Below are 25,794 nucleotides of genomic sequence, written 5' to 3' on the forward strand. Positions count from 1 at the left end.
TAGCGACGGGGCGGTTCGAAGCTGGTCATATGCCGGGTTCGCGCAGCTTGCCGAGCCACCGGCGCACCAGCGCATCCTTCCGCGACGTGAACGGCGGCATGATCGTCGAGGAGAGCGTGTCAGGGATGAGCGGTTTTGCGAGCACGGCTTTCTCGTGGCTGAAGGCGCGGAACGACCGTTCGCCGTGATACGCGCCCATGCCGCTCTCACCGACCCCGCCGAAGGGCAGCTCGGGAACGACCAGGTGCAGCGCCGGTGCGTCGAAGCCGAGCGCGCCCGAGCTCGTCTCGCGCTCCCACCGCCGCCGCACTGCGGTGCGCTCGCTGAACACGTAGGCCGCGAGTGGTTTCTCGCGGCCGGCGACGAATGCCAGCGCGTCGTCGAGCCCGGAGACCTCGACGAGGGGCAGGATCGGCCCGAAGATCTCGTCCCGCATCACCGCCGCCGTTCGCTCGACGCCGACGAGAACCGTCGGGGCGATGAATCTCCGTGCGGCATCGTACGCTCCGCCGAGTACGATCTCGCCGTCATCGAGGTAGGCGACGAGTCGGTCGAACTGGGCGGCGTTGACGATGCGTCCGTAGTCCGGGTTCTTCTCGGGAGCGCTCCCGTAGAGATCATGCACGGCTTCCGCGAGCAGTGGGGCGAGTGCTCGGAGCACCTCCGGGCGTCCGAGCACGTAGTCGGGTGCCACGCACGTCTGACCGGCGTTCATGAACTTTCCCCAGGCGATCCGACGCGCCGCGAGGTGCAGCGGCACCGTCCCGTCGACGTACGCCGGGGATTTGCCGCCGAGCTCGAGCGTCACCGGCGTGAGGTGCTCGGCCGCGGCGCGCGCCACGATGCGGCCGACGCGGGCGTTGCCCGTGTAGAAGATGTGGTCGAATCGCTCGGCGAGCAGTGCCGTCGTCTCGGGCACCGCCCCCTCGATGACGGCGACGGCGCGTCGGTCCAGCACGTCGGGCACGAGGCGCGCGATCAGCGCCGAGGTCGCGGGAGCGAGCTCGCTCGGTTTGATGACGACCGAGTTGCCCGCGGCCAGTGCGCCGACGACGGGCGACAGGGCGAGCATCAGCGGGTAGTTCCAGGGGGCGATCACGAGCACGACTCCGAGCGGCTCCGGCACGATGCGCGCGGAGGCGGGCTGCACGGCGAGGGGGACGCGCACGCGTCTCGGCCGCATCCAGCGGGAGAGGTGCGCGAGGGCGTGATCGATCTCGGAGACGAGGAAGCCGATCTCGGTGAGCTGGGCTTCCGTACCCGATTTGCCGAGATCAGAACGCAGTGCCGCCTCGAAGTCTGCGCCGCGATCCTGCAGCAGAGCCCGGAGGCGCATGAGTTGCTCGCGACGCCACACCTCGGGGCGCGTGATGCCTCGTGAGAAGCTGTGCCGCAGCCCGGCGACGATCATCGGAATCCGGTCGAGTGCGGTCGCAGTCATGCGGTCACACTACTCCGGACGGCTTACCAGAAGTGCAGCGCCGGGATGATGAGGAAGATGCCGACGAGCACGACGAGCACGGAGAGCCCGAAGCAGATGTTCGCGAGCACGGTCGCCCAGGTGGGGCGACCGGCAGCGTCGACGTCGTCGTCCTCATCGTCGCGCGAGGGGCCGTTCGGCGCGACCGAGCCGTCGGCCAGCCGGGGCGCGGGCGCGGGGGTCGCGAGGAACCTCAGTCCGAGCGAGTACAGCGAGACCACGAAGAGCGCCGAGACGAGCGCCGCCCCGAAGACGATGATGAATGCCATCCAGTCGATCATCGGTCGCCCTCCTGCTGCTGCTGCGCTCGCGCGGTCGGGATCGGCCCGTACCCGCCGGGCATCGCGTCGCCCGCGCGCTCGGCTTCAAGAGCTGCTTGACGTGCGGCTTCGCGCGCCGCTTCCTTCGCCGCCTCGTCGTCGCGGATCGCCGTCTGCGCGACGGGGCTCAGCGGCTTCACCGATCCGGTCTTCGTCTTCGGCGGCTTGACCTTGCCCTTTCGGATTCGCACGGCATACCCCGATTCGGCGACGTCCGGCGCTGGGATCGCGTTGGAGTGGTCCACCTTGTTGCGGCTCGAGCGCCAGAAGATGAACAGGATGAAGGCGAGCCCGAGTACGGCATCGATGATCACGCCGATCATTCCGGTGTGCGCGATCGCGGCCGCGATGGCGCCGACGGCGCCGGAAGCCGGCAGCGTGAAGAGCCAGCCGGAGGCGATGCGGCCGACGGTGCGCCACCGCACGCTGGAGCCGCGGCGGCCGAGGCCGGAGCCGATGACGGATCCGGAAGCGACCTGGGTCGTGGAGAGCGCGAACCCGAGGTGGCTCGAGGCGAGGATCGTGGCGGCGCTGCTGGTCTCGGCTGCGAAGCCTTGCGCGGGCTTCACCTGGGTCAGACCGGCGCCGAGGGTGCGGATGATGCGCCAGCCACCCGAGTACGTGCCGATCGCGATGGCGAGCGCGCAGGCGACGACCACCCAGAGGTGGGGGCCGGTGCCGGGCTCCTGCAGGTTCGCTGCGACGAGGGTCAGCGTGATGACGCCCATCGTCTTCTGGGCGTCGTTCGTGCCGTGCGCGAGCGCGATGAGCGAGGACGACGCGATCTGCGCGTACCGGAACCGGCCGCGTCCGTCCTTCTTCCCGTCGTGGCGGCGGGTGATCGCGTAGGCCACCTTGGTCGCGGTGAACGCGACGATGCCGGCGGTGAGCGGGGCGGCGACCATCGGGATCAGGATCTTCGACAGGAACACTCCCCCGTTGATCGCCGCCACGCCGGCACCGACGATCGCCGCACCGATCAGGCCGCCGAAGAGGGCGTGCGACGAGCTCGAGGGCAGGCCGTAGAGCCAGGTCACGAGGTTCCAGACGATCGCACCGATCAGCCCGGCGAAGATCAGTTCCGGAGTGATGAGCACTCCGTCGCCGCCCTCGTTGATCAGGCCGCCCGAGATGGTCTTGGCCACCTCGGTGGAGAGGAACGCCCCCACGAGGTTGAGGATCGCGGCGAGCGTCACCGCGGTCTTCGGCTTCAGCGCACCGGTCGCGATGGGCGTTGCCATCGCGTTCGCGGTGTCGTGGAAACCGTTCGTGAAGTCGAAGAAGAGGGCCAGTACGATGACCAGCAGCACGATGATGGTGAGTTCCACCGGCGTCTTTCGGTTCGGGGTCGGGGGGTCCTTTCGAACACCGGCGAAGTCATCTCGTGTTCACGTTCCCGTAAACCCGGGTTGGCCCGCAAGCGCCGTAATCATGGTTCCACCTCGCCCTTGGCAGGTCAAGCTGGCCGTACCCCGTTCACGTTCCGTTCACCTGGATGTCGGAAACGGGTGGGTGCATGCCGTCAGCGAACCTCCGCCCGGCTCGGTGCGGCGACTCATGCGTCCTCATGCTTCGGCGAGTACGCTGTGCTCATGAGTACTGCGACGCTGAGCGAGTTCACCCCGGAAGCCGGCACGGTCACGATGTTCTCGACCGTGTGGTGCGGCTATTGCAAGCGCCTCAAGCTGATGCTCGACAAGACAGGCATCGGGTACACCGTGGTCGACATCGAGGACACCCCGGGAACGGAAGAGCTCGTGAAATCCGTGAACGGCGGGAACGCGGTCGTGCCGACCCTCGTCTTCCCCGACGGCTCCACGGCGACGAACCCGACGCTCAAGGACGTGCAGGAGCGACTCTCCGTCTGAGCGGTCCGCTCTCCACTCGGAGCGGAGCGCGTCACCCGAAGTTGAGGCGCGCCTCCTCGTAGCGCGCCTCCGGCACGGTCTTCAAGTGGCCGACGGCCTCGGCGAGCGGCACCATCGCGATGCGATCGCCCCGCAGGCCGGCCATGGTGCCCCACTGCCCCGCTTCTGCGGCGTCGGCCGCCGCGATTCCCGTTCGGGTCGCGAGCACGCGGTCGAAGGCGGTCGGGGATCCGCCCCGCTGCACGTGCCCGAGTACTGTGGCCCGCGTCTCGATCCCCGTCCGCTGTTCGATGAGCGGAGCGAGCACCTCGGCGACGCCTCCGAGGCGCTTGCGCCCGAACCCGTCGAGCCCGTCGCGCGTGGTCTGCGCCTCATCTCCCGCGAGTCGAAAGCCCTCGGCGACGACGACGAGTGAGGATCTGCCGCGATCGCGCACGCTCAGCACCCATTCGCTGATCTGCTCGATGGACTCGGGAAACTCGGGGACGAGGGTGACCTGCGCGCCACCGGCCATGCCTGCGTGCAATGCGATCCAGCCAACGTCGCGGCCCATCACCTCGAGCACCATGCAGCGGCGGTGGGAATCACCGGTGGTGCGGAGGCGGTCGATCGCCTCGGAGGCGATGGAGACCGCGGTGTCGAAGCCGAAGGTGTAGTCGGTGCCGCTGAGGTCGTTGTCGATCGTCTTCGGGAGGCCGATCGCGGGAATGCCGTGCTCGGTGAGGAGTTGCGCGACGGTCTGCGTGCCGTTTCCGCCGATCAGCAGGAAGGCGTCGACGCCGTACTCCTCGACGCGATCCCGGATCGCCTGGATGTCTGCCTCATCGCCGCGCCCCGACAGGAACGGCTGCACCCGGCTCGTTCCGAGAATGACGCCGCCGAGCGGAGAGATGCCGCGCACTGCTGCGCGATCGAGCGGCACGCGGTCGTCTTCGTGGAAGCCGCGCCACCCGTCCATGAATCCGACCATCTCGAAGCCGTGGACCTCGACACCGCGAAGCACTGCTCCGCGGATGGCAGCGTTCATTCCGGGGCTGTCTCCCCCTGAGCACAGGACACCGATGCGCATGCGACTCCTCATTCTGTGGCGCGCGAGTTCCGGGGCGAGTTCGCCCCGTTCCACCCTAGCTTTGGCAGGATCGAAGCGGACACCGCCATTCTCGCCAAATTTCGGCACAGAATCGGCCAGTCCAGCGCGGCCGGGCGTATCTCCGTCCGACCGCGCTGGGATCGCCTGCGAGCTATGCGCGCGAGCGTTCCACAGCCTGCGTGAGAACGCTGATGAGCGCGATCAGCTGCACCGAATCGGCGTCCTCCGCCGGAGCTGCTGCACCGTCGAGCGCACGGGCCGCGAGGCCGGCCTTGCCGTCGATGAGCTCGGCGATCTTCGCGTCGATCGTCTGGGCCGCCACGATGCGCCATGCCGTGACGGGCTCGTCCTGCCCGATGCGGTGCACGCGGTCGATGGCCTGCGTCTGCTCGGCATCCGTCCAGCTGAGCTCCGCGAGCACCACGTTCGACGAGGCCTGCAGGTTCACGCCGACGCCGGCGGCGGTCAGCGAGCAGACGGCGACCGCGACCTCCGGATCCTGGTTGAACGCGTCGATCTGCTCCTGGCGGAACGCCGCGGTCTGGTCGCCGCGGATGGAGACCGTCTTGAGCCCGGCTTCTGCGAGCTGGCGCTCAACGCGATCCATCACGTCGATGTGCTTCGCGAAGAACACGACCTTGCCGACCGATCGCGCGAGCTGCGCGGCGTAGTCCGCCGCGAGCGAGGCCTTCGCCTGACCGATCTTCCGCACCATCGTGAAGATGTTGAGGCCGTCCGCGGAGGAGTGCGATTCTTCGAGCTCCTGCGATGCGACCATGCGGATGATCGCCGCATCATCGAGCTTCTCGCCCAGCTTGCCGCGCTTGACGATGCGGAAGCGATCGAGCAGTTTCTTCGCGAGCTGCGCCTCGGCGTCCCGGATGCCGCGGCCGAATTCGTCGTCGAGCTCGACGGGCAGGTCGACGACCCGCTTCGCGGGAAGGTCGGAGGCGACATCCATCTTGCGGCGGCGCACGATGCCCATGTCGATGACGCTCTGGCGCGCCTCGGGGTAGAACGACGAGTCCGCCGGCGTCCAGCCGTTGTTCTCGAGCTGCGCCATGAGCTCGGGCCCAGGCTTATCGCTCTCGATCCAGCCGAGGAACCGCCAGATGGCCCGGAAGTCGTCGATGTCGTTGATGAGCGGGGTACCGGTCAGGGCGATGAGCAGCGGGGACACCCCCGGCGTGCGTTCGCGGATGCGCTCCGAGATCGCGAGCACGTTGCGGGAGCGCTGCGACTGCACGTTCTTGATCATGTGCGCTTCGTCGACGACCATGCCCTTGAACCCGAAGTCGGAGATCCAGCTCAGGTGGCGATCGAGGATGTCGTAGTTCACGATGAAGACGTCGGCGAAGGCGTCGATGTCATGACCGTCGCCGTGGATCACCGTGACCCGGCGCTGCGGCGTCCACCGCTCCACTTCGCGCGCCCAGTTCATCTTCACGACGTTGGGGACGACGACCAGCAGCGGATACGCATCGGCGACCGAGGCCGCGAGCACCGACTGAGCCGTCTTGCCGAGGCCCGGCTCGTCGGCGAGCAGGAAGCTGCGGTGCCCGTCGCGCACGCTGGCGAGAAAACGCGCCTGATGCGGCATGAGCTCGCGCCCGGCCGGGGCGAGGCGATCCGGCACCGGGGGTTCGGGGAGGTCCATGCACGCCGATCCGCCGCCGCCCTGCTCGAACGACTTGAGGAGGGGCCCGAGCAGCTCCCAGTTCGCGAGTCGCACGACCGGGGTCGGCTGCTTCGGCGGGGCGAGGTCGGGCTTCAAGAACGGATTCGCGAGCATGCGCGCCTCGATGCCGGCCGGCTCGACCTGACGCTCGGCGAGCTCGGGCGGCACGATCGCACGAGCGGGCTCGGGCGCTGCTTTCTCCTCTTCGGGGAGCTCGATGCCGGCCTGCGCCAGCATCTTGCGCTTCAGGAGGCGCGTCGCCTCGGTGATCGGCGCCGTCGGCTCGAGGAGGGTGATCAGACTCGTGTCGCGGGCGGCGGTCTTCGCGAGGATCGAGGCCACGCCGTCGAGCCGCTTCAGCGTCTCCGCGCGCTCGGAGTCGCTGACCTGCTCATCGGTTTTGACGCGGGCGCGTTCCTCGCGCATGAGCAGCGCGATCACATGGAACTTCGTGCGGTTCGCCGGCGTCGCCTTGCCGCGCTGAGCCGAAGCCTCGACCTCGCGGACGGCGCGTGCGAGCAGCGGGATGATGCCCTCGTTGTGCGTGTGCTTGCGGCGCCCGTTCGAGCGCGACTGGCCGCGCTGCGCGCCGCTCTTCGTCTGGGGCTGACGCGTGGCAGTGGTGGATGCCAATGGATCTCCTGATCGGCGAGTTGCAGTCTCGGAACGCGTACCGAGTCGCGGGCCGCTCGCGGGTTCGGAGCCTGACCTCATGCGCGGCATGGGACTCGCGAACCGCAGAAAGCGCGACCGTGCTACCGATTCTAGCATCCGGTGCGGAGGGGATCGCGAGAGCGCTCTCAAGAAGGCGGGGATCGGCCGCTGCTCGAGGGGGTGCGGTCCCGTGGGCGCGGCGGCAGTGCCAGCACAGACCCGGGCGCGCGGTCAGCCTTCGAGCAGGGTGCGCGCCAGCGCCACGTCGGCGTTCATCTGCACGATGAGCGCGTCGAGACCGTCGAACCGCTCGGTGCCGCGCAGGCGATGCGCGAAGCGGATCTCGAGCGTGCGGCCGTAGATGTCTCCGGAGAAATCGAGAATGTACGCTTCGACGCGCGACACCTCATCCGGGGTGAAGGTCGGGTTGTTGCCCACCGAGATCGCGGCCTGGTGAGTGACCCCGTCGAGCACCGCCCATCCCGCGTAGACGCCATCCGCCGGCACGAGCCCCTCGATGCGGCCACCGAGATTAGCGGTCGGAAACCCCAGCTCGCGGCCCCGCGCATCGCCGTGCACCACCTCGCCGCGCACCGCCACGGGGCGGCCCGTCATGCGGCCGGCGCCCTCGACGTCGCCTGCGAGCAGCGCCTCGCGGATGCGCGAGGACGAGACCTGCCCCTCCTCGTCGTCTTCGACCCAGTCGAGCACCTCCGCGACGAAGCCGTGCTGCTCGCCGAGCGCGCGCAGCAGAGCGCCGTCACCGGCGCCGTGGTGCCCGAAGCGGAAATCAGCGCCCATGAGGATGTGCTTCGCACCCAGCTTGCCGACGAGCACCTCGACGACGAACTCCTCGGCCGGGATCGCGGCGAAGTCGGCATCGAACTCCACCATCACGCAGGCGTCGAGGCCGAGGCCCGCGATCGCCTCGAGTCGCTGCGCCCGGCTCATGAGGGGTCTCGGGCAGGCGTCCGGTCGCAGATAGCTCAGGGGATGGTTCGCGAACGTGAACGCCACGCTGCGCGCACCGATCTCGTTCGCCGTGGCACGCATGCGCTCGAGAATCGCCTGATGCCCCAGGTGCAACCCGTCGAACTTGCCGATCGCGATGCAGCTGCCGGCGGAGAAATCGCTGCGTCGGATCGCTTCGAGCGATTCGATGATCTGCATCAGGCGGATCCTCCGGGATTCGCCGAGGTCTGCGTCGACGTCTCCGCCGAGGTTCGTGCCGGACTCCGCTCGGCGGCCTGCGCCGCGGCGGCTCTCCCCGTACTGCGCAGCCAGATGAGGCCGAGCACCGGCAGCACCAGTGGGATGAAGAGGTATCCGCTGCCGAAGAACGACCAGACGGAGGGATGGCCGAAGAGCTGCGGCTCGACGATGCTGAGCAGGCCGACGACGAGTACGCCGCTCAGTTCGAAGATGAGGGCTCCCCAGGCGATCGAGCGCCAGATGCCGCGGCGCTTGATGAGCGCAATCGTCGCGATGATGTACACGACGCCCGACAGCGCCGACAGCGAGTAGGCGAGTGGAGCCTCGTCGAACTTCGCGATGATCTGGTAGACGGAGCGGAAGGTCGCGGCGAGCGCGAGGACGATGTAGACCGCGATGAGCACGCGCCCCAGGCCACCGAGCCGATCGGAGCCGAGCCGATCGGAGCCGAGCGGATCTGAGCCGAGCCGCCCGGGCTCGGCGGAACCGGGCTCGCCCTGGCCGTGCGCCGCGGGTCGCGCGGCGGGTGCAGCGGGCGATGCGGAGGCTTCGGATTCGGCGTTCGACACGCGGATCAGTGTACTCGCCTTCGGCGGCCCGCCCGACGTCCGCCGCGGCCGGTGAGGTCACCGGGCTGCGGGGCCGCCGAAGCCATCGCCGATGGTGGCGAGGAAGACCTCGCCGTGGCCGGTGATGCAGATCGGTTCCCCCGCCGACACGTACAGCGATTGCCCGCGCCGAGCGCTCGCGACTTCGGCGGGACGAGCATCGGGGCGCTCGACGCGGACTTTGCCGGCGGTGACGACGAGCACGACGGGCGCCTCTGCCGGGAGATCGATGCGGATGGCGGCGTCGGCGTCGGCGTAGCCGGCTCCCGCCTCGGCTTCGGCCTCGCGCAGGCGCGCCCGTACGAGCTGGAATTCCGGCACCGCGGGTCGCCAGGCGAGGAGGCCGTGACCGAGCCGCTCCGCCGGGAAGCGCGGGTCGGCGAGCTCGCCCGTGTCGACGATGCGGCACAACTCATCGATGTCGACGTGCTTCTGCGTCAGACCGGCGCGCAGCACATTGTCGGAGGAGGCCATGACCTCGACGGCGACGCCGCCCAGGTAGGCGTGGATCTGCCCCGCTCCGAGGAAGATCGCTTCACCGGGGGCCAGCCGAACGAGATGGAGGAGCAGCGAGACGAGAACTCCGGGATCGCCGGGGTGCGCGGCGGCGAGCGCGCGGAGGGCGGCGAGGCGATCCGGATCGACCGTGCCCTCATCGACGGCTCGTTCCCAGTAACCGACGGCGTCAGACTCAGCGGCAGCCAGCACCTCGGGCAAGCAGGAGAGCGCCTCGACGATGCGCGGCTCACCGCTGAACGCCCACGTCAAGAAGGTGCGTCGCAACTCCCCCGCCTCACGGCCGACGAGACGGCAGGCGGCGCGCTCGAACCCTTCGGCCCCCGAGAGGAACCCCAGTTCCCGAGCAGCGGCGGCGAGCAGCAGCAGGTCTGCGCGGGCATTCGCGAGATCGCGGAACCCGCTCAGGGCCGTCACCTCGCTCAAGGCGACGAGGAGCTCGGGTTTGTGGGTCGGATCGCAGTAGTTGCGCTCGCGGGCGTCGCGAGGCACGCCTGCGGCCTCCTCGGCGGCGAACCCCTCCGCCGCTTGTTCGCGGTTCGGGTGCACCTGCAGGGAGAGCGGCGCGCCGATCGCGAGCACCTTCAGCAGGAACGGAAGCGGGCCGCCGTCGACGCCGTAGCGCTCGGGGTCGCTCTCGACCAGATCGATGAGCGTGTGCTGCACGGGGGTCGCCTTCGCGACATGCGCGGGGCTGCCGGGATGGGTGCCCAGCCAGAGCTCGGCCTGCGGCTCGCCGGTGGGCGCCGTTCCCAGCATGTCGGGGAGCGCATCCGTCGAGCCCCAGGCATACGCACGCGGGGTGTTCTCGATGAAGATCAGCACATCTCTCCTCCGCCTCGGCAGACCGGCCGTCGCACACCGTCCGCCGCGAGGCATGAACTACCATACCGACTATGTCGGAGAGCAAGACCAGACTCGGTGTGAGTGCGTACGCGATCTGCGTCTTCGTTCTGGCGTTGGGCAGCAACGGGTTCCGAAATCTCGTGGGATGGCCCGGTTTTCTGGGCCTCGCGGTGGCCCTCGTCGTGTGGGGCATCGTGATCTTCGCGCGCGAACGCCCCGAGCGCTTCCGGTGGTACCGGCTGCCGGCGCCGCTCTACTGGTTCCTCGGGCTGGCGATCCTCTCCATCTTCTGGTCTCAGTACCGGGTCGAGAGCGTGCTCGGCGTCATCGGACAGCTCGCGACCACGCTGCTCGCGGTGGTCATCGCGTTCGTGCTCTCCTGGCACGAGGTGCTGCGCACCCTCGGCACCGCGCTGCGGTACCTCATCGGGCTGTCGCTCGTCTTCGAGCTGATCGTCGCCGTGTTCGTGCAGCACCCCGTCTTCCAGAACTTCATCGACGTGCCCGAATCGGGCAAGATCCCGAAGCTGCTCTACTGGAGCCGCGACCTGCTGTTCGTCGGCGGCCCCATACAGGGGCTCGTCGCGAGTTCGGTGCTGCTCGGCTTCATCGCGCTGCTCGGCGTCATCATCTTCGGCATCCAGCTGCGCGCGGGGCTCGTGCGCCCGGTGCGGGGCTGGTTCTGGCTGGTGCTCTCGTTCGTCACCATCCTGCTCACGCGCGGTGCGACCGTATGGGTGGCGCTGGCAGCGGTCGTGGTCGGGTTGGTCCTCGCGCTCTGGGCGCGCCGCCTCGGACCCGAGCGCCGGGTGCCGCTGTACGTGACGGGCGGCGCGGTGCTGGCCGTGGCGATCGGCCTGGTGCTGTTCGCGCGCGACTTCGTCTTCGGGCTGCTCGGCAAGAGCGGTGACCTGACGGGGCGCGTCGAGACCTGGCAGAAGGTCATCGACCTGGCCGAGCAGCGGCCGTGGTTCGGATGGGGCTGGATCAGCTACTGGGCGCCCTGGGCCGAGCCGTTCGCCTCGCTCGACGAGAAGGCCGGTATCCAGGTGATGAGCGCCCACAACGCGTGGCTCGACGTGTGGTTGCAGCTCGGCATCGTCGGGCTGCTCGCGTTCGCACCGGTGATCGTGCTCACCACGTGGCGCGTCTGGTTCCGCGCGGTCGACCCGCCGCGACGCGGGTACGGCCCTCCGCTGACCTACGCGACCAGCGCGCTCTGGCCGTTCCTCGTGATGATCGCACTCCTCGTGCAGTCGCTGACGGAGAGCCGCCTCATCATCGAAGGCAACTGGTTGCTCCTGGTACTGCTCGCGGTCAAGTCGCGATTCGACTTTCAGTTGCCCTCGCTCGAAGCCGAGCCCACGCAGTTGCCGTGGCGACGGATCCCCATCACGCACGACACCGACACCATTGGACTGAGGCGATGAACGCCCTGCATCTCACCACCGAGCGGCTCGTGCAGCTGCGCTCCGACGCCCGCCTTGAACGCGAGACGATCATGGAGCATCTCGTGCGCGACGGCGAAGACCCCGCCACCGCCTACGCAGAGACTCCAGAGGTCGACGACTTCGTGGTGCGCGCGCTGCGCGACGAGATGCTCGAGGATCGCGGGCTCCTCGCCGAGTTCGGCCTCGCGCGACTCGCCGCTCGGGCGGGCGGCTCCGACGCCCGGATCCACCAGCAGAACGCGGATCGCGTCGAGTTCGAGCTTCTCCGCGAGATCGCCGCCAGCGCTCCCCCGCTCACCGTCGCGGTGTGGCGGGCGGGACAGGAGCTGCAGGTTCACGGGGACTGACGCGATCGCTCGTGCGCAGGCGCGGGAGCGAACATCACTCGAGATGGTGGCCGCTCGCGTTTTCGTCGACCGAGCGCCGTCACCCATTCGATGTCTCCGTCGGGATGCTGCGTCATCGTCATCCCGGCATGGTGCTTCATCGTGTGGTGCCTCCGGCACAGGACCGCAAGATTGACGACCGACGTCGCCCCTCCACGGGCAGCATCATGCGTGTGGTCGACATCTGCCCGAAACGGCACGACCTGACACCCCGGGAACCGACAATGCTGATCTCGCGCTCGCAGATATCGGAGCAGTTCCTCCGACGGTCGATACCGATCGACCGCCAGCACGGCGCCCGACGCGTCATCGACCGCTACCCGATCCCACCCGCGCGCGAGCCCCGCGAGCAATCGCGCCCGATCCGATCCGATCACGCCGTATCCGGCGAGCATCGCGGGCGCGGAGCCGTCGGAGCCGCCTGAACCCCCGGAGCCGTCGGAGCCGCCGGAGCCTGGGGCCTCGACTCCTGGACTGACACCAGCAACGCGACTCGTACCGGCACCGGCACCCGCACGATCACCAACCAGCGCACTCACCGGGACGATCACCTGGACCCGTGCGTCGATCCGCTCCCCGCTCACCCCTCCTCGCGAACGCCACAACTCGGAAGGATCGCCGTTGAGGAGCACGTCGACGAACAGGTCTGCCCGCGCCTGGTCGAGTGTGCGCACGACCACCGCGTCATCGGCGGGGGCCGCGACGGCATCAGCGCCTCCAGCACCAGCACCTCCAGCACCAGCACCGGCACCCCCAGCATCAGCACCGGCACCCCCAGCATCAGCACCTCCAGCACCAGCGCCCCCAGCATCCGCACCTCCAGCACCGGCACCGGCGCCCTGCCCGCTCGTGAACCTATCGGCCTGCTCGCGGTCTGCGGCGACCTGCGCCTGCCCCACGCGCGTCAGCCGATCGTGCAACGCCGACGCGAGCACCGCGTCGACCACCGCGTGCAGTTCCGCCATGCCGTCGTCGAGCGGGGTCACCCACACCCGCCGCTCCGCCGCGGCCCGCTCGCACCGCTCCGCGAACGCACGTCCAGCGAAGCGCTCAGCCAGCACCTTCGCGGCTCGTCGTGCCCGATTCGGTGTCTCGGCCTCCGCGATATCCACGGCCGCCCGCGTGTACGCGCGCCGAGCCGCGCTATCCGTGACGAGCAGCCCCGCATCCGCCACTGCGGCCGCGTGAGCCGCTGATATGCGGCCAGCAGCCAGCGAGGCATGGGCCGCCGGGAACTTCGTGCACAGGTCGAAGGAGCGCTCGATCAACCCCTCGGCGCTCCGGTCCGCGATTCGGAGCGCGAAGCCCACTTCGGCCGCAGCAGCCCGATGGACCAGTTCCGCGGATCGACCGGTACGCCGTTCCTCGGCGCAGACCGTGTCGGACACTGCACGGACGCGCGACAGCAGCGCCCGCTTCCGCGCCTCGAGCCCTCGAAGTTGCTGCTCGACCGAGGCCAGCTCGTTCACGAGCGCATCGAGCTCGCTGCTCTGCGCTTCGCGAATGTGCGGTGAGGCCTCCATGCATCAACTCTGCCGGCGGCCGCCGACATTCATCGCGGCCCGAAGGACGCTGCGGATCCAAAGATTCCCGGCGCAGATTATTGAGGAACCTACACACAGAGTGCTCCAACCCAGCCGCTCCACCCCAGCCGACCCCAGCACCTCGCTCAGTAGCCGGGCGCACCCGTTCCGCCCTCGAGCACGGTACGGCTCGACGAGAGACCGAGCCGGCTCGCACCGGCCCGCAGCATCGCTTCCGCGTCCTCGCGGTTGCGGATGCCGCCCGACGCCTTGATCGCCACGCGATCCCCCACCGCTCGCCGCATCACCTCGACGGCGTGCACGGTCGCCCCGCCTGCCGGATGGAAGCCGGTCGACGTCTTGACGAAATCCGCACCGGCGGCCTCCGCGGCGCCGCAGACCGCGGTGATGGTGTCATCGTCGAGTGCCGCCGACTCGATGATCACCTTCAGCACCGTCGGTGCAGGCACCGCCGCGCGGACGGCACGAATGTCGGCCTCGACCGCGGCGATCCGGCCGTCGATGGCCGCTCCGAAGTCGATCACCATGTCGATCTCGTCGGCGCCCTGGGCTACGGCAAGCGCGGCCTCGGCCGCTTTCACGGATGACGCGTGCTTCCCGCTCGGAAATCCGCACACCGCGGTCACTTTCAGGTCGCTTCCCTCCGGCAGGGTCAGGGGAAGCTCGCTCGGGGAGAGGCACACGCTGTAGACGCCGAGCTCGGCTGCTTCGGCGACGGTCCGCTCGACATCTGCGCGGCGCCCCTCGGGCTTCAAGAACGTGTGATCGATCGTGCGGGCGAGCTCGGAAGTCGAGCCAGAAGCGGGGGCGAGATCGGGTGCGGCCACGTGGTGCTCCAGTTCGAGACGAGGATCAGCGCCCCGGGACGGGGGCGCTCCCTGCCACTCTATGACGCGACGGCTCAACCCGGCTCTCATCTCCTCGCCAGTAGACTGATCCGGTATTCTGCCCGCCGCACGCCCAGAGAGGCTCGTTCCCGATGCCGACCATCCTGCAGAACGTCGTGTTCCCCGTTGCCAAAGACCCAGACGTGCTGCCGCTCTACGCGGACGCCGAGACCTGGACCACGGTGCGGAACCGGCCCGTCCGGCTGAGCGAGAACGCGCACATCGACAACGTGATCTCGCGCGAGAGCATGCGCGTGCGTTCCGGCAATCGCGTCTCGTTCGCCAGCTACTTCAACGCCTTCCCGGCCGCGTACTGGCAGCGCTGGACCGTGGTCGATCGGGTGCAGCTCGAGCTGCGCACCCAGGGGCCCGGCACGATCATCGTCTACCGCTCGAACGCGTCGGGCGTGCAGCAGCGCGTCGATTCGCGGGCCGTGACGGGCGACGCCACCTCCGCCTTCGATCTTCCGCTGCGATCCTTCAGCGATGGCGGCTGGTACTGGTTCGATCTCATCGCGAGCACCGAAGACCTCGAGCTTCAGGGCGGTCGCTGGTCGACGGAGGCGCAGCCGGTCGAGACGGGCAAGCTCAGCCTCGGGATGACCACGTACAACAAGCCCGACTACTGCGTCGGCACGCTCCGCAACGTCGCCGAGAACCCGGGGTTGCTGGAGGGCATCGACCGCATCTTCCTCGTCGATCAGGGCACGCAGAAGGTGCGCGACGAAGCCGGCTTCGACGATGTCGCTGCGGCGCTCGGCGAGAAGCTGCAGGTCATCGAACAGGGCAACCTCGGCGGCTCGGGCGGTTTCGCTCGTTCCATGTCGGAGACGCTCGAACGCGAGGATACCGACTTCCTGCTCCTGCTCGACGACGATGTGGAGTTCGAGGCTGAGAGCGCACTGCGCGCACTGCAGTTCGGCCGCTTCAGCCGCACTCCCGTGATCGTGGGCGGGCACATGTTCGATCTGCTCGATAAGCCCGTGCTGCACGCATGGGCCGAGGTCGTGCGACCGGGCCCGTTCCTCTGGGGACCGTCGTTCGAAGAGCAGCACCGCCACGACTTCCGCAAGCGCAATCTGCGCCAGACGCCATGGATGCACGCCCGCCTCGATTCCGACTACAACGGCTGGTGGATGTGCATGATTCCGAAGAAGATCATCGCCGACATCGGGTTGTCACTTCCGGTGTTCATCAAGTGGGATGACGCGGAGTACGGGTTGCGCGCCCGGAACGCGGGCTATCGCACCGTCTCGATGCCCGGCGTCGCGCTCTGGCACGTCTCCTGGATCGACAAAGACGATTCGCAGGACTGGCAGGCGTTCTTCCACACGCGCAACCGCATCATCGCGGGCCTGCTCCATTCCGGACAGCCGCAAGGCGGCAAGCTGCTGCAGAACAGCGGTCGACAAGATATCAAGAAGCTGCTGAACATGCAGTACTATGCGACGCAGCTCGCGGTCGACGGTATGCGCTCGGTGCTGCGCGGGCCGAAGAACCTCCACGCGGATCTCCCGAAGGCGATGCCTGCGGCCCGCGCCAGGGCCGCGGATTTCCCGGAGACACATGTGTATCGGTCGGGCGACGCCGACACTCCGTACGCGCGAGGCGGCCGCGCCCTGCCGTTACTGAAGAAGCCGAAGGACTACCCCACGGGGCTGCGGCTCGGGGGCTACACGGCTCGCATGGTTCCGACGCACTGGCGTCGCACCGTGAGCGAAGACGATGCGCAGACCCCGGAGCTCGAGTACGCGAAGGTCGATGCGCTCTGGTGGCGCATTCCGAGGCACTCGAGCGTACTCATCGGCGCCGCCGACGGCAGCGGCAAGATGTGGTACCGGCATGACCGTGAGAAGTTCCGTCGACTCCTCAAAGAGTCGCGCGCGCTCGTGCGTGAGATCGAGAAGAACTGGGATCGCCTCGCCGACGAGTACCGCGCCGCGCTCCCCGAGATCACCTCGGTCGCGGAGTGGAAACGCACCTTCGAGGGACGCTGAAATTCCGCCGGATGCCGGTCACTGGGCGCGGCCGCACAGTCGCCTCCGGCTACAATCAGTGCAATTCTCTCATCCATCGACAGAACGAATCAGGTAGACATGCGCGGAATCATTCTGGCCGGCGGCTCGGGCACCCGGTTGTGGCCGATCACCAAGGGCATCTCCAAGCAGCTGATGCCCATCTATGACAAGCCGATGGTCTACTATCCTCTCGCGACGCTGATGGCGGCCGGAATTCGTGAGGTGCTCGTGATCACCACCCCCGAGTACAACGAGCAGTTCCGGGCGCTCCTGGGTGACGGCAGCGCGTGGGGCATGCGGCTCGAGTACGCGGTACAGCCTTCCCCGGACGGCCTCGCGCAGGCGTTCATCATCGGCGAGGAGTTCATCGGAGACGAAAGCGTAGCTCTCGTGCTGGGCGACAACCTCTTCCACGGCACCGGCCTCGGCACCGCGTTGCGTCACAACAGCGACATCGAAGGCGCCCGCGTCTTCGCCTACCCAGTCTCGAACCCACGGGCGTACGGCGTCGTCGAGTTCGACGAGCAGGGCACGGCGCTCTCGATCGAGGAAAAGCCAGCGCATCCGAAGAGCAATTACGCGGTGCCAGGGCTCTACTTCTACGACAACCGGGTGGTCGAGATATCGAAGACGATCGAGCCGAGCGCGCGTGGCGAACTGGAGATCTCGTCGGTGAACGAGCAGTACCTCGTCGCCGGTGAGTTGAGCGTGCAGGTGTTGGACCGCGGCACGGCATGGCTCGACACCGGCACCTTTGAGTCGATGATGCAGGCGGGTGAATACGTGCGCATCATCGAAGAGCGCCAGGGATTCAAGATCGGGTGCGTCGAGGAGCTCGCATGGCGCAACGGTTGGATCGATGACGCGCAGCTCGAGGAGCTCGCTGGGCCGCTGGTCAAGAGCGGCTACGGCTCGTATCTGAAACGCCTGCTCGAACAGTGAACGGACGGCCCCTGCACCACGGCGCCGTCCGAGGCCGACCGAACCCGATGAACGAGCAGGCTCCGCGTGTACTCGTCATTGTTCCGGCGTGGAACGAGGGCGAGAACGTCGCTGAAACGGTACACGAGATCCGCGCCGCTGACGCCCGCTACGACGTTCTGGTCGTCGACGACGGTTCGGTCGACGACACGGCGAGCGCGGCGCGGCGCGCCGGGGCGCGCGTGCTCGTACTCCCCTTCAACCTCGGTGTCGGCGGCGCCATGCGCGCCGGCTTCCACTACGCCCTCCGTCGCGGGTACAGCGCCGCGATCCAGGTCGACGCCGACGGGCAGCACAATCCGGCCGACATCGCTCAGATCGTCGCTGCGCTCGGCTCGGCTGACATCGCGATCGGCGCGCGTTTCGCCGACGTCGGGACGTACACGGCACGAGGCCCGCGCAAGTGGGCGATGGTGCTGCTCGGGCGGGTGCTCTCGCGGATCGCCCGTACGCGCCTCACCGACGTCACCTCAGGATTCCGCGCCGCAGGTCCCCGCGCGATTCAGCAATACGTCGCCTACTACCCGGCCGAGTACCTGGGCGACACAGTCGATTCGCTCGTCGGCGCCCTGCGCGCCGGCCTTACAGTCACTCAGGTGCCAGTCGCGATGCGACCGCGCCGTTTCGGCCAGCCCAGCCAAGGAGCCGTCGGTTCGACGGTCTACCTGCTGCGCTCGGCGTTCGCGCTGCTCATGGCCGTCACGCGACCGGCCTCCTCGAACGTCAAGGAGCACCAGGCATGATCGCCTTCGGCGCCGCACTCGCGATTGTCATGGTCGCGATCGTTCTCGTACTGCTCTCAAAGCGCCAGCTGAGCGAGAAGTACGCGGTCATGTGGCTCGTGATCGGCATTGCCGCCATCATCGTCACGGTGGTTCCCGGCTTACTCGAGCGGATCACTGACGCACTTCGCGTGCAGCTGCCGTCCAATCTCATCTTCGGGGGCGCCATCGTGCTGCTCGTGGGCGTCGCGCTGCACCTCTCCTGGGAGCTCTCGCGGGCCGAAGCCGAGATCCGGCGCCTCGCCGAGGAAGGCGCCATCAATCGGCTCGAGAGCGAGCAGCTCGCCGACCGAGTCGCAGCGCTCGAGCGGGTCGGAGATCGCGCGCCGCGCTCGGACGATGCGCACGACGCCCCCGGCGACGACGAGGGCCGCCCTTCGTCTGAGCTGCAGCGATGAAGACCGTACTCAAGCGGCTCGCGGGCTTCACCGGTTTTCCGCTCCTCGCCCTCATCGCGCCGTTCCTCCTCCTGCCGATCATCTCCCGCATCCTGGGAGATGGGGGCTGGGCGAACTATACGGCCGGTCAGGCGATCGGCACGCTCGGCGCGATCGGCGTACTCTTCGGCTGGGGGGTGCTCGGTCCGGTTCGGATTGCGAAGGCCACCGGCGCCGCTGAGCGGCAGCGCATCTACCGCGTCAGTCTGCACACGCGCCTGAGCATCATCGGCTTGGTGCTGCCCGCAGCGGTCATCGCGACGCTGCTCGTCACGAGCGAAGCCTATCGGCTGGAGTCGATCCTGATGGCGGTGGGCGGAGTCCTCGTCGGACTGAGCCCCAACTGGTTCTGCATCGGGGTCGGCCGCCCGATGCTCATGGGTAAGTACGACGCCATTCCGCGCCTCATCGTCTCGCTTGCGGCAGTGCCCGTACTACTCGCAACGGGGTGGGTGTGGTTTTATCCGGTCACGCTCATCGCCGTGAGCATCGGCTCCGTATGGGCATTCACGCGCATGGTGCTGCGCGGCTCTGAGCGCGAGCGCTATTCTCTGAGGCTCGTGCGCTCCGAGCTTCGCTCGCTGATGCCAACGGCGCTGATCGATTTCACCGGCAACTCCTACGGGTCGACGCCCGTTCCGATCTCGACGGCGACGCTCCGTCCCGCTGATGCGAGTTCGTTCAGCTCCGCGGAGCGCCTCTACCGCATCTCCATCATGGCGGTCACCGCCCTCGGAGACGCGTTTCAGGGGTGGGTGCTCGAGCCGGCGGCGACGAGCCCAATCAGACGGCACCTCGCGGCCATCACCGCGCACTCCGCCCTCGGGCTCGTCGGCGGTACGCTCATCGCGATCCTCGGCCCTTCGGTGACGGGCTTCGTGTTCGGCGAAGCAGTTGCCGCTACGCACGCCCAGTCGTTCTTCTTCGGGGTGTCGCTGTTCTTCATCTCGGCAACGACGCCGCTGATACGCAATATCATGATCCCGGCTGCGCGCTTCCGTCAGGTTTTCGTGGCGACCGTCGTAGCGGCGGTGATCGGCCTCGCGCTGATGATTTCACTCGGCATCGCCGGATCGTCCGCCGGAATCGCGGCAGGCCTCGCCGCCTCCGAATTTCTGATCTTCGCCGTGCTGCTGCCGCCGGCGATCGTCGAGCTGCGCAAGGTTGCGCGCACTCAGCCTCCGAGGGGAGCGGAGTAGCTCGGGTCAGGCGGGGTTGCGCCAGGTGACCTTGCGCGAGCGAGCGGCCACGGCATCAGGAATCTTGCCCATGCGGCGCTTCCTACCGGCACGGCAGCCCGCCCAGAGCACGCTCACGAGCGCTGCCTTGCCACGGCAGCAGTACAGCGCGAAGCAGTAGTGCAGATACTCGCGGAACGTGTCGCGCAGCATGAGCGCGCGATGCGATTGGAGTGAGAGGTACTCGCGGTTGAGCACCATGCGGTTGCGGATGCGGTAGTAGTACCGGAATGGGCTGCTCACGGAGATGGAACGCGGATTGCCCCGCTTGTTCTTGAGCGTGCGGCCGAGCACGCGCACGTGCAACTTGTGTCCGAGGCTGTGAGGCATGTCAAGCTTCGGCGCGCAGACCGAGGCGTAACCCGCCCGGATGGCGCGCAGGTAGTACTCGGTGTCGACCGAGTCGATGAAGAAGTCGCCGCGCTGCGGCCCGAGCACTCGGATCACCGCCAATGGCATGAGCAACCCCGACTGAATGGGCTGATACGCCTCGAGGTACCCGTTGCGCTGTGGCATCTGCGTCTGCTTGAACCCCGCGAAGTACTCCGGAGCGACCATACCGACCCGGATCCCCGCCTCGAGGCTGCGATCGTACTGCGCGACGAGTGCCTCGACGAAGCCAGGGGTCACCCTCGAATCCTGGTCGAAGGTGATCACGAGCTCGGGGTCGAAGGCCTCCATCGCTGCGTACCCGCGATTGATGGCATTCGCGATGCCGGCGTTCTGCGGCTGCCGTTCGACCTGCACGCCGGCGTCGGCGAGCGCGGTCAGCACCTCATCTGCAGCGGCGCCGCTGCCGTCGTCGATGACGACGACGCGGTGGACCTGCTCCGAGAGGAGGGCGCAGTGCTCGACGAGCGACGCATCAGGCCGAAAGGAGGTGACGATGGCTGCCACTCGCTGTGCCGTGGGCCGTCGTTCCGCATCCAGGTGCTTCGCATCATTCATGATGCGTTTACTCTATCCTGGAGGGTGCTCCGGCTTCCGGAGCCCGGGACACGACCAGCGGCCGCCGCCCGGTCACGAGGAGACGATACGCAAGTGCAGCCGAGAGACCCAGCATCACCCGACCCCGTACCGGGGGTGTCGGTATGCCTGGCGAGCTATCGCGGCGCCGCTTTCGTCCGCGAGCAGCTCGAGAGCATTCTCGGTCAACTCGGGCAGTACGACGAGGTCGTCGTCGTCGACGACGCGTCGCCCGACGACAGCGTCTCCGTGATCCGCGCCATCGGCGACGATCGCATTCGAGTCATCGAGCAGCCGGTCAATCGCGGGTACGTGCGCACCTTCGAGCATGCCCTCGCGGAGGCGCGCGGCGACTTGGTGCTGCTCTCCGACCAGGACGACGTATGGGCGCCCGGTCGCGTCGATGCAATGCGCGCAGCGCTCGAGCACGCCGACGTCGTGGCGAGCAATCTCGACCTGCTCGGTGAGCACCGCCCCATTTCGGGGCCCTTCGGCATTCGCGAGTGGCGGCTGCCGCGGGTCGGCCGCCGGGCTCCGGTGCGCAATACGCTCGGCGTGCTCGGCGGCATGATGCCGTACTTCGGGTGCGCCATGGGGTTTCGGCGTTCCTTCGCACATCGGGTACTGCCCTTCCCGTCGTGGCTCACCGAATCGCACGATCTCTGGCTCGCGCTCGCGGGGAATCTGGCCGGCCGCATCGCCCACATCGATGACGTCACCACGCTGCGCCGTCTGCATGACCGCAACGCGTCTTCAGCCCGGCCCCGGGCGATTCCGCAGGTGCTCCGCTCGCGTCTGCTCGTACTCCGCATGATCGCAACGGCTCTTCGGCGCCGTGGCGCATCTCCGAACCAGCGAAAGCTCAGCTGATGACCGAGTGGTTCTCCATCGTCCCCGCGTTCCTCGCCGCTTCCGCGGTGATTCTCATCCCAGGGCTCCTGATCGGCGTCGCGCTCCGCCTGCGCGGGCTCTGGTTGTGGGCCACGGCCGGCCCCATCGCCGTGAGCGTCATCGCGATGTCGTCGGTCATCCTGTCGCTCATCGGCGTGCGCTGGGGGGCACTCTCGGTGCTCGCTGTCAGTCTCGTCTTCGCGGTGCTGATCGGCATGCTCGTGCGCTTCGTCTTCAAACAACCGGTGATGCGGATCGCCGACTATGTGCCGGCCGGCGCCCCGCTCGGCCTGTCGCGCGGGGCCAAGATCTCGCTCGTCGGAACCCTCGTCCTCGTGAGCGTCATTATGGTGGGGCGGATCGGGCGCGCGATCGGGGCTCCCGACAACATCTCGCAGACATTCGACAACATCTTCCATCTCAACGCGGTGCAGTTCGTGCTCGACCAGGGCGACGCCTCCCCGCTGAAGATCGGACTCATGAACTCACCGATGGGCAACCTCGGCTTCTACCCCTCCGGGTGGCACGCCGTCGTCTCGCTCGTCGTCGATCTGAGCGGCGCCAGCGTTCCCGTCGCGACCAACGCGGTCACCCTGGCCGTCGCAGCCTTCATCTGGGGTGCTGGAATCGTGCTCCTCACACGCACCCTGCTGGGGCGCGGGATAGCGGTTGCGCTCTCGGCTGCCGTACTCTCGGCCGCGTTCCCGGCGTTCCCGATGCTGATGATCGCGTACGGGGTGCTGTACCCGATGTTCCTCGGGTTCTCTCTCATCCCCGCTGCCCTCGCCGTCGTCGTCGGGTTGATCGGGTTCGAGCGGATCCCCACAACACTCGCGCTCCCCACCCGCTGGTTGCTGCTTGCCGGACTGGTGCCGGGCCTCGCGATCACGCACCCGGGCGCGCTCATGGCATTGCTCGCGTGCACAGTGCCCTTCGTGCTGGTCTGGTCGTTCAACGCGATTCGCGATCGCCGACGAGACGGCCGGCCTCGGTGGCCTGTCGTCATCGCGTCGCTGGCGTATCTCGTCGGCGGATTCGCGATGTTCCTGATCGTACGGCCACCGCGCGAGCAAGCCTTCTGGCAGAGCGAGGTCAGCCCGATGCGTGCGGTGCTGCAGTTCGTCACCTCGGAACTCATGCGCGGCGAGACCCCGTACGTGGTCGGGGCTCTCGTGCTCGTCGGGGTCGTCGTCGCGATCGTGCGGCACGACCGGGTGTCGATCGCGATGCTCGGCGCGTACGGCCTCGCACTGATTCTCTACGTCGTTGCGGCCGGCATTCCGCATTGGGGCTTGCGATTCTGGATCACGGGTATCTGGTACCAGAACATTCCGCGCATCGAATCGATCACCGTCCTTGCGACGCTCCCACTTGCCGTATTGGGGTTGAGCACGATCATTCGCGCCGTCGCGAAACTCGCGGGTGACCGCCGCGTCATCGCCGGAGGGCTGACGCTCGGCATCGCGTTCGGGGTGCTCGCTGCCACCCAGCTCGACCCGGCGATCCAGAAGGCGACCGATTACATCCGCGAGAACTTCGCCTACGCCGAAGACTCAGATCTCATCTCCTCCGATGAACTTGCCCTCCTCCAACGCCTGCCAGAACAGGTGCCGGAAGATGCGACCATCGCAGGCAACGGCTGGACCGGAGCTGGAATGGCGTACGCGTTTGCCGACCGGTGGGTGACCATGCCGCACGTGATGATCGATTTCACGGAAAACACGCTGCTCGTCAACCAAGAGCTGCGCGACGCCGAGCCCGGTAGCGAGGTGTGCCAGGCGATCGCGGACGAGAACATCGAATTCGTGCTCGACTTCGGCGAACGCGAGGTTCACGACAAGGTGCACGAGATGCCCGGGCTCGAAGATCTCGAAGACTCGTCTGCTGTGCAACTCATCGACCATGAGGGCGAGGCCAAACTGTACCGCGTCGTCGGGTGCGACTGATGCGTACGACTCCAGGCGCAGTGTCCCCCGCGATCGACATCTGCATTCCCCATTGGGGCGAGCCCGACTACCTCCGGGAAGCAATCGCGAGCGTCATCGCGCAGACTGACCCGCGTTGGCACCTCACGATCATCGATGACGCATACCCGGGCGACGCGGCGCGCGAGCTCGTCGCGTCATTCGACGATTCGCGCATCGCGTACGTGAAGAAAGAGCACAACGAGGGCATCACGGCGAACTTCCGCAGCTGCGTCGCCGCAGCGTCGACGGGACTCGTTACCGTCATGGGGAATGACGACCAACTTCTGCCCGAATACGTTGCGACGATCCTGCGCGCCTCAGCGGTCGCCCCGGAGGCGGATATCATTCAGCCTGGCGTCCGCGTGATCGACGCGGAGGGCGCCCCCGCGGCCACCCTTGTCGACTCCGTGAAGCAACGGTTGCTGCGACCGCGCGCCACGAGGCCGGTGCTGCTTGCTGGCGACCGGCTCGGGGCCGGACTCATGCACGGCGACTGGCTCTACTGGCCATCGCTCACGTTCCGCACCGAAGCGATCCGCGCGTTCTCCTTCCGCGACGAGTTCGCGGTCATTCAAGACCTCGCGTTGCTCATGGACATGTTCTTCGCCGGCAAACGGCTGCTCGTCGTTCCCGACGAGGTGTTCGCCTACCGCCGGCACGACGAGAGCGCGTCATCGCTGCTGCTGCTCGACGGCAGCCGTTTCGCCGGCGAACGCTCGTTCTTCAGGCTGGCGGCTTCGCTCGCGCAGAGACACCGGTGGCCCCGTACGCGGCGAGCCGCTCGCCTGCATCTCACCTCCCGTGCACACGCGCTCAGTCTCGCGCCCGGTGCGCTGCTGCGTGGCAAGCTCGCCGCCGTTGGCCGCATGTTGCGTCATGCCTTCGGCCCATAACCTGAAGCTAGACTGAACTACGCGCACGCCGTGAGCGGGTGCCCGCACCGTCTGACGAACCGATCCCTGGAGGAACTCCGTGGCCCGCAAGATTCTCGTGACCGGCGCTGCCGGCTTCATCGGATCGAACTTCGTGCATTTTCTTGTCGCGAACACCGACGACACGGTGACCGTGCTCGACAAGTTCACGTACGCCGGTAACGCGGCTTCGCTCGCCGGCCTGCCAGAGAATCGCGTCTCCGTCGTGCACGGCGACATCTGCGACGCCGAGCTGGTCGACGACCTCGTCGCGGTGAGCGACGTACTCGTGCACTTCGCCGCGGAGTCACACAACGACAACTCGCTGCATGACCCGAAACCGTTCCTCGATACGAACATCATCGGCACGTACACCTTGCTCGAGGCCGTGCGTCGCCACGGCACGCGATACCACCACATCTCCACCGACGAGGTATACGGCGATCTCGAACTCGACGATCCGCAGCGCTTCACCGAGTCGACGCCGTACAACCCATCGAGCCCGTACTCGTCGACGAAGGCCGGGTCCGACCTGCTGGTTCGCGCCTGGGTGCGCTCCTTCGGCGTCGAAGCGACGATCTCCAACTGCTCGAACAACTACGGCCCCCGGCAGCATGTCGAGAAATTCATCCCCCGCCAGATCACGAACATCATCGTCGGGGAGCGCCCGAAGCTCTACGGCGAAGGGCTCAACGTGCGCGACTGGATCCACGCCGATGACCACTCCTCGGCTGTGCTGCGCATCGTCGAGGCGGGCCGGATCGGCGACACGTACCTCATCGGCGCAGACGGCGAGAAGAACAACCGGCAGGTGCTCGAGCTGATTCTCACTGGAATGGGTCAGCCGAGCGACGCCTACGATCACGTCGTCGACCGGCCGGGCCACGACCTGCGCTACGCCATCGATTCGACAAAGCTCCGCACCGAGCTCGGTTGGCGACCTTCATTCCCCGATTTCGAGCGAGGCCTCGCCGCGACGATCGACTGGTATCGCGGGAACGAGGACTGGTGGCGCCCGCAGAAGGCCGCAACCGAGGCCAAGTACCGCGAACAGGGGCAGTGA

Annotated in this window: 23 protein-coding genes; 12 read left to right on the forward strand and 11 right to left on the reverse strand. The window is 67.8% G+C overall.

The window, feature by feature from the left end:
* Positions 1-25 precede the first annotated feature (25 nt).
* The 3 genes from JSQ98_RS07440 to JSQ98_RS07450 are packed head-to-tail and all read right to left on the reverse strand — an operon-like array spanning position 26 to position 3,128.
* On the reverse strand, positions 26-1,441 hold the full coding sequence (locus JSQ98_RS07440) for an aldehyde dehydrogenase family protein (RefSeq protein WP_211649031.1): 1,416 nt from the start codon (positions 1,439-1,441) through the stop codon (positions 26-28).
* A 23-nt stretch (positions 1,442-1,464) separates the two neighbouring features.
* Positions 1,465-1,761, reverse strand: a complete 297-nt coding sequence (locus JSQ98_RS07445) for a hypothetical protein (RefSeq protein WP_090151685.1) — start codon at positions 1,759-1,761, stop codon at positions 1,465-1,467.
* Entirely contained in the window at positions 1,758-3,128 is a 1,371-nt protein-coding gene (locus JSQ98_RS07450; RefSeq protein ID WP_211649032.1) for an inorganic phosphate transporter, read from the reverse strand. The genes JSQ98_RS07445 and JSQ98_RS07450 overlap by 4 nt, the downstream gene beginning before the upstream one ends.
* A gap of 264 nt (positions 3,129-3,392) precedes the next feature.
* Here JSQ98_RS07450 and JSQ98_RS07455 point away from each other — a divergent pair, with 264 nt between their 5' ends.
* Entirely contained in the window at positions 3,393-3,668 is a 276-nt protein-coding gene (locus tag JSQ98_RS07455) for a mycoredoxin (protein WP_090151690.1), read from the forward strand.
* Positions 3,669-3,699: 31 nt separating this feature from the next.
* Here JSQ98_RS07455 and JSQ98_RS07460 read toward each other — a convergent pair whose 3' ends face one another.
* The 5 genes from JSQ98_RS07460 to manA form a co-directional block, all read right to left on the reverse strand.
* On the reverse strand, positions 3,700-4,737 hold the full coding sequence (locus tag JSQ98_RS07460) for a 6-phosphofructokinase (RefSeq protein WP_211649034.1): 1,038 nt from the start codon (positions 4,735-4,737) through the stop codon (positions 3,700-3,702).
* Between the two features lie 172 nt (positions 4,738-4,909).
* Positions 4,910-7,069 carry a DEAD/DEAH box helicase gene (locus JSQ98_RS07465; RefSeq protein WP_200332467.1) on the reverse strand — a complete coding sequence of 720 codons (2,160 nt, stop codon included), beginning with the start codon at positions 7,067-7,069 and terminating at the stop codon, positions 4,910-4,912.
* A 252-nt stretch (positions 7,070-7,321) separates the two neighbouring features.
* The gene (locus tag JSQ98_RS07470; protein ID WP_211649037.1) at positions 7,322-8,260 is read right to left on the reverse strand and encodes a bifunctional riboflavin kinase/FAD synthetase; all 939 of its coding nucleotides are present in this window, start codon (positions 8,258-8,260) and stop codon (positions 7,322-7,324) included.
* Positions 8,260-8,871: a hypothetical protein gene (locus tag JSQ98_RS07475; RefSeq protein WP_430413598.1), complete on the reverse strand. Its 612-nt coding sequence runs from the start codon at positions 8,869-8,871 to the stop codon at positions 8,260-8,262. Before JSQ98_RS07475 ends, JSQ98_RS07470 begins: the two co-directional genes overlap by 1 nt.
* Positions 8,872-8,928: 57 nt before the next feature.
* The gene (manA, locus tag JSQ98_RS07480; RefSeq protein ID WP_211649039.1) at positions 8,929-10,251 is read right to left on the reverse strand and encodes a mannose-6-phosphate isomerase, class I; all 1,323 of its coding nucleotides are present in this window, start codon (positions 10,249-10,251) and stop codon (positions 8,929-8,931) included.
* 71 nt (positions 10,252-10,322) lie between these two features.
* Between manA and JSQ98_RS07485 the strand changes: the two genes are divergently transcribed.
* Both JSQ98_RS07485 and JSQ98_RS07490 read left to right on the forward strand, forming a co-directional pair.
* Positions 10,323-11,702 carry an O-antigen ligase family protein gene (locus JSQ98_RS07485; RefSeq protein ID WP_211649041.1) on the forward strand — a complete coding sequence of 460 codons (1,380 nt, stop codon included), beginning with the start codon at positions 10,323-10,325 and terminating at the stop codon, positions 11,700-11,702.
* Entirely contained in the window at positions 11,699-12,070 is a 372-nt protein-coding gene (locus tag JSQ98_RS07490) for a hypothetical protein (protein WP_200332461.1), read from the forward strand. The genes JSQ98_RS07485 and JSQ98_RS07490 overlap by 4 nt, the downstream gene beginning before the upstream one ends.
* On the opposite strand, the gene JSQ98_RS07495 is transcribed toward JSQ98_RS07490, so the two are convergent.
* Positions 12,058-13,632: an HNH endonuclease signature motif containing protein gene (locus JSQ98_RS07495; RefSeq protein ID WP_211649042.1), complete on the reverse strand. Its 1,575-nt coding sequence runs from the start codon at positions 13,630-13,632 to the stop codon at positions 12,058-12,060. The two genes, JSQ98_RS07490 and JSQ98_RS07495, sit on opposite strands and share 13 nt — an antisense overlap.
* 146 nt (positions 13,633-13,778) lie before the next feature.
* A complete protein-coding gene (gene deoC / locus JSQ98_RS07500) occupies positions 13,779-14,480 on the reverse strand; it encodes a deoxyribose-phosphate aldolase (protein ID WP_346728742.1) in 702 nt (233 codons plus the stop codon).
* Between the two features lie 152 nt (positions 14,481-14,632).
* Here deoC and JSQ98_RS07505 point away from each other — a divergent pair, with 152 nt between their 5' ends.
* From JSQ98_RS07505 to JSQ98_RS07525, 5 genes are all read left to right on the forward strand, one after another.
* Entirely contained in the window at positions 14,633-16,537 is a 1,905-nt protein-coding gene (locus JSQ98_RS07505) for a glycosyltransferase (protein WP_211649044.1), read from the forward strand.
* A 99-nt stretch (positions 16,538-16,636) separates the two neighbouring features.
* The gene (gene rfbA, locus JSQ98_RS07510; RefSeq protein WP_211649045.1) at positions 16,637-17,500 is read left to right on the forward strand and encodes a glucose-1-phosphate thymidylyltransferase RfbA; all 864 of its coding nucleotides are present in this window, start codon (positions 16,637-16,639) and stop codon (positions 17,498-17,500) included.
* A gap of 47 nt (positions 17,501-17,547) precedes the next feature.
* Positions 17,548-18,282, forward strand: coding sequence for a glycosyltransferase family 2 protein (locus JSQ98_RS07515; RefSeq protein WP_211649046.1), 735 nt, complete (start codon positions 17,548-17,550; stop codon positions 18,280-18,282).
* The gene (locus tag JSQ98_RS07520) at positions 18,279-18,719 is read left to right on the forward strand and encodes a DUF2304 domain-containing protein (RefSeq protein WP_211649047.1); all 441 of its coding nucleotides are present in this window, start codon (positions 18,279-18,281) and stop codon (positions 18,717-18,719) included. Before JSQ98_RS07515 ends, JSQ98_RS07520 begins: the two co-directional genes overlap by 4 nt.
* On the forward strand, positions 18,716-19,957 hold the full coding sequence (locus JSQ98_RS07525) for a polysaccharide biosynthesis protein (RefSeq protein ID WP_211649048.1): 1,242 nt from the start codon (positions 18,716-18,718) through the stop codon (positions 19,955-19,957). The genes JSQ98_RS07520 and JSQ98_RS07525 overlap by 4 nt, the downstream gene beginning before the upstream one ends.
* Positions 19,958-19,963: 6 nt before the next feature.
* Here JSQ98_RS07525 and JSQ98_RS07530 read toward each other — a convergent pair whose 3' ends face one another.
* Positions 19,964-20,944 carry a glycosyltransferase gene (locus JSQ98_RS07530; protein ID WP_211649050.1) on the reverse strand — a complete coding sequence of 327 codons (981 nt, stop codon included), beginning with the start codon at positions 20,942-20,944 and terminating at the stop codon, positions 19,964-19,966.
* Between the two features lie 93 nt (positions 20,945-21,037).
* On the opposite strand from JSQ98_RS07530, the gene JSQ98_RS07535 reads away from it, so the two are divergent.
* The 4 genes from JSQ98_RS07535 (at position 21,038) to rfbB (ending at position 25,794) form a co-directional block, all read left to right on the forward strand.
* Positions 21,038-21,832, forward strand: a complete 795-nt coding sequence (locus tag JSQ98_RS07535) for a glycosyltransferase (RefSeq protein ID WP_211649051.1) — start codon at positions 21,038-21,040, stop codon at positions 21,830-21,832.
* The gene (locus JSQ98_RS07540; protein WP_211649052.1) at positions 21,832-23,799 is read left to right on the forward strand and encodes a DUF6541 family protein; all 1,968 of its coding nucleotides are present in this window, start codon (positions 21,832-21,834) and stop codon (positions 23,797-23,799) included. The genes JSQ98_RS07535 and JSQ98_RS07540 overlap by 1 nt, the downstream gene beginning before the upstream one ends.
* A complete protein-coding gene (locus tag JSQ98_RS07545; protein WP_090151844.1) occupies positions 23,799-24,713 on the forward strand; it encodes a glycosyltransferase family 2 protein in 915 nt (304 codons plus the stop codon). Before JSQ98_RS07540 ends, JSQ98_RS07545 begins: the two co-directional genes overlap by 1 nt.
* A 79-nt stretch (positions 24,714-24,792) precedes the next feature.
* Entirely contained in the window at positions 24,793-25,794 is a 1,002-nt protein-coding gene (gene rfbB / locus JSQ98_RS07550; protein ID WP_090151743.1) for a dTDP-glucose 4,6-dehydratase, read from the forward strand.

It is taken from the genome of Leucobacter manosquensis, from assembly GCF_018304845.1.
Classification (GTDB): domain Bacteria; phylum Actinomycetota; class Actinomycetes; order Actinomycetales; family Microbacteriaceae; genus Leucobacter; species Leucobacter alluvii.